This window comes from Yersinia sp. 1252 StPb PI (assembly GCF_048593885.1).
Classification (GTDB): domain Bacteria; phylum Pseudomonadota; class Gammaproteobacteria; order Enterobacterales; family Enterobacteriaceae; genus Yersinia; species Yersinia enterocolitica_E.
Window position 1 is genome coordinate 1 of the sequence record NZ_JAZGQE010000283.1, and the last position, 3,658, is coordinate 3,658.

Sequence of the window (3,658 nt, forward strand, 5' to 3'; positions counted from 1 at the left end):
ACTGGTCGTTGCATACCCCTGACTGATACTGATAAATAGGCTCAGCCCTCTTTGCAGCTAACGCGATTCGGGCTAGTTCCATTTGCTCGCTTCGAGTTAATCCGTTTTCTAGTGGCTGACGAATAAACTCTTCCAGTCTCTCTACAGTGAAACTATCTAATTCTTTCATGCCCTTTCTCCTCGACCGATAAACCAGTCCAGTGCTTTGCAAATAAGTGAATTCTCGTACCAGTCATCAATTAACCGGCGCTCATTTTTGTCGCGAAAAAATATCGGGCCACAATACGAGTGCCAAGCCATGAACACACAGGTTCCGTCTTCAAGGCGTAGGCGGTAAAATGGCGTGATGGTAATTATTCCGTTTGAAATTCGAATGCATGTCATTCACTCTCTCCCTTGATTCATTGATAATCCCATTCAATATCTGCATTATCATCAAAGTTGATTCTGATAACCCCAAATCCACCGCATGAACGACAAACGACTGCATCACCATCATAAAAAACATTATCGATGTCGCTATCTGTGTGTACCGTCTTTTTAATACCGTTGCATTGATAGCAGTCGGTCATTTTTGTAGTGTCTACGCTATGCATATAATTGCCTCTTTAAGACTTTCAATCACCCTTGATTCGAATACCGGCAGTGCGGAGGGCGGCATTGAAGCCAGTCGAATAAGCCTCACACAACGCCATAGAGTGACTAAGCCCAGCACCACCCAGTTGATAGACAACGTCTGGAGGAACATCTGTCGGCGATATACGCTCCACCTCAATGCTTTCACGGCTGGCTTTCCAAGCTAGCCAAAATACCGTGTGATAATCATCAACATAGTTTTCTCCGCATCGTTCTAAGCGACCAGTAATGGATATGGATGGAAGTCTATTTGCCCACTTTTCAAAATCTTCCCGCGATTTAGTTATGTCCATCATGATTTCCTTTCCGCTGACTGAGCGGCATCAAATTGTGATTTAAGGGGTAGATAAACTACACGGTGGACAAACGGGATAAAGGCCGTGAAGAATTTATCGAAGGCACATTCTCGGTATCCAGTAGCTTCATCAACCAGCATTTCCAGCCCGTTACGCGGCTGTCGCGGCAACTCCACCTCGAACAGTCGGCAGAAGTTAGCAATCAACTCCGGTTCATCAAGGCAACGTTCAAGGCAGGCATTGAATGCAGGGTCAAACAGAAGAGTGATCATCACTTCTTCAGGTAATCGTTGTGTTATGTCCATCAGAAACCACCTTGTTTTTTAGTTGACCGCCGCTCAGATTCAGTCGCTTTAGCTTTTGCCTGTTCCTGGTTGCAGTCATAGATTGCACCGTGGCGCTGGTCAACGAATACCACGCCGCCGCTGCCATGCCGGTTAAGGCGAAGTAGTAACTCTGTATCCTGCTGATTGGCGTTCTCGTCATAAGCACCTTCGCGGTATATTCCCAGCCAGTAATCACAGTCTTGCTCAATCTGTCCTGTGTCACGGGAGTCGCTTGGTTGAGGCCGCTTATTGACGCGTTTTTCTAAATCACGGTTTAGCTGAGTCAACAGCACAACAACACAATCCAGCTCTTTGGCGAGGTTCTTTAGCCCCTTGGTGATCATCCCGTAAGCCAGATCATTACGGTCTGCTTTTTCGGCGGTCATTAGTGTGAGGTAATCGACCAGCACCATGCCTACAACACCACGTTCGCGCTTAATGCGGCGGCACTCAGAAACAATGTGAGACAGTGGAATCCCCGGCGTATCATCAATGTACAAATTGCCACTTCTTGCCAGCTCTAACCCTTTCGCGGATGCCAACGCAAAACGGTTATCGTCGTACCCATCAAGATAAAAGTTACTGCTGGATACTCCAGAGGCTTGGGAAATCATGCCCTCACCAAGTTGTACACCAGGCATTTCAAGGCTAAACGCCAACGCCGGAAGGTTCTCATTCAGTGCGCAGTTGATTGCCATGCTTGAATAGAGCGTTGTCTTACCCATTTTGGGGCGGGCACCGACCACGAACAGTGAACCTTTCACAATTCGCTTAGGTTCCAGCATGGCGTCCAGTGATGCTATCCCGCTGGTTAGTCCAATGGCTCGCGGGTCACCGGAAAGTCGCTGATCAACAACATCAACCCAATCTGAGAACACACTTTCGAATGTTCGCAGCCCTCTGCGGTTGCCTGTCTTGGCGTGATCTGTGATCTCGGTAGATAGCGCCTGTATTGCCTCAAGCTTTTGGGTCGCCGTCATGCCGTTGTTGGCATAAAGCAACTCGGTCATCGCATTTGTTTTGGCAATGCTGTAACGGGTGATCGCCTTATCGCGTACTTCCATCGCGTAATGCACGATATTAGCGGCGCTGGGGGTGTTCTTCGATAGCTCGGCCATGTAAGCAAAACCGCCTACAGTGCTGCTGATCCCCTTGTTCTCCATCTGGTTGTACAGCGTTATCAGGTCTATGGGGATCTGCCTGCTAACCAAGTCTTTAATTTCTGCAAAAATAACTTGGTGCGGGCGGGTGTAAAACGATTCTGGTTTCAGCATGGACAGGACTTTAGCAACGTTATCACTGCCATCATCCAGCATCAGTCCACCAAGAACGCTCTGCTCTGCGTCGAGGTTGTGTGGTGGTGTTTTGTAATCAACGGTCATCCTTGTCTCCTTCGCGTACATCCCGATAAAGCTTTTCTGACAGGAAACTATCGAACTTCATCCTGCGCCATGTCTTGCCACTGCGGTTATCAGGGCGGTCTTCCAGCATCCACCGGCAGTTCTCGCTGATGTACTGGAGATACTCCCTGAACCCCTGCATTGTCAGCGGCTGACCGTTATCCATCTGACGGGCAATTTTGTTTGCCTTAGCCCAAAAGCGTCTAATTAGGTTGCGCCGGTCATCATCCATCACTCGCCAACCTCTGGCTTCGGGTAGTTCTTCTTTCAGGCATTGCCAGACTTCTTCGCAGGAAATCTTTTGCCCCTGGCTGACCTTTTTTGAGTCGCCAGTTGCACACTTAATATCTTTAGATATTAAGTTAGTATTTAGTATTTCATTGTTTGTGGCACTTTGTTGGTAATCTGTTGGCACAACCTCCGCGCCAGCGCTTGGTGCAAGCGGCTTTGCGTTGGCACTTTGTTGGTAATCTGTTGGCACAATATTTGGCTGATATTCGTCGTATTTTGTGACGTAAATTAGTGAGAATTTCTTGGTGGTTGACTTGGTGATCATCCCAAGTTTTTCAAACTTACCGATGAGATATTTGATACGGTTACCGGTAATACCGGTTGCCAGTTCCAGCTTATTGCGACCGGTCATAAATTCACCACGGCGAACCATGACATCACCCAACTCAGTATTAATTATTGCCGGTGCGTGATTGGCGATAAGTATGAAATGGAACCACAAGTGAACCGCTTCAGAATCCGTCCTGTAGAAAGGCAGATCCATTATTTTCCTATGCATCAAGGCAAACCCCTTACCGGTTGCCTCCGGCCTTACTGTGTCTGGTTGACGAAACGCTAAGACGTTACTCATTGGCTTTCCTCTGCAAAGATTTGACGGCCTTGAATGTCTCAATTGGCCGCCGACCGAAAGGTTCGTTGTTCTCGCAGACCATGACTAATTCGTCTGGCTTTGCAGAACGCTGCTGAGTAACTTCTCGCTGTTTTGCGT

General features: G+C 47.9%; 5 protein-coding genes. All 5 read right to left on the reverse strand.

The annotated features are described in order from the left end of the window. Positions 1-401 precede the first annotated feature (401 nt). From V2A85_RS22570 to V2A85_RS22590, 5 genes are read right to left on the reverse strand one after another with little or no spacing between them, the layout of a single operon-like run. Positions 402-596 (reverse strand): hypothetical protein, encoded by a 195-nt coding sequence (locus V2A85_RS22570; RefSeq protein ID WP_420072425.1) that lies wholly within the window; start codon positions 594-596, stop codon positions 402-404. A gap of 21 nt (positions 597-617) precedes the next feature. Further along, positions 618-932 carry a hypothetical protein gene (locus V2A85_RS22575; protein WP_420072426.1) on the reverse strand — a complete coding sequence of 105 codons (315 nt, stop codon included), beginning with the start codon at positions 930-932 and terminating at the stop codon, positions 618-620. Next, positions 929-1,237 (reverse strand): hypothetical protein, encoded by a 309-nt coding sequence (locus V2A85_RS22580; RefSeq protein WP_420072427.1) that lies wholly within the window; start codon positions 1,235-1,237, stop codon positions 929-931. The genes V2A85_RS22575 and V2A85_RS22580 overlap by 4 nt, the downstream gene beginning before the upstream one ends. Next, entirely contained in the window at positions 1,237-2,640 is a 1,404-nt protein-coding gene (locus V2A85_RS22585; RefSeq protein WP_420072428.1) for a DnaB-like helicase C-terminal domain-containing protein, read from the reverse strand. Before V2A85_RS22585 ends, V2A85_RS22580 begins: the two co-directional genes overlap by 1 nt. Continuing rightward, positions 2,630-3,520: a hypothetical protein gene (locus tag V2A85_RS22590; RefSeq protein WP_050873513.1), complete on the reverse strand. Its 891-nt coding sequence runs from the start codon at positions 3,518-3,520 to the stop codon at positions 2,630-2,632. The genes V2A85_RS22585 and V2A85_RS22590 overlap by 11 nt, the downstream gene beginning before the upstream one ends. Positions 3,521-3,658 lie beyond the last annotated feature (138 nt).

Coding starts and splice junctions, on each gene's coding strand:
- V2A85_RS22585 (WP_420072428.1), bottom strand. CDS start 2,640: ATGACCGTTGATTACAAAACACCACCACACAACCTCGACGCAGAGCAG.
- V2A85_RS22580 (WP_420072427.1), bottom strand. CDS start 1,237: ATGGACATAACACAACGATTACCTGAAGAAGTGATGATCACTCTTCTG.
- V2A85_RS22575 (WP_420072426.1), bottom strand. CDS start 932: ATGATGGACATAACTAAATCGCGGGAAGATTTTGAAAAGTGGGCAAAT.
- V2A85_RS22590 (WP_050873513.1), bottom strand. CDS start 3,520: ATGAGTAACGTCTTAGCGTTTCGTCAACCAGACACAGTAAGGCCGGAG.
- V2A85_RS22570 (WP_420072425.1), bottom strand. CDS start 596: ATGCATAGCGTAGACACTACAAAAATGACCGACTGCTATCAATGCAAC.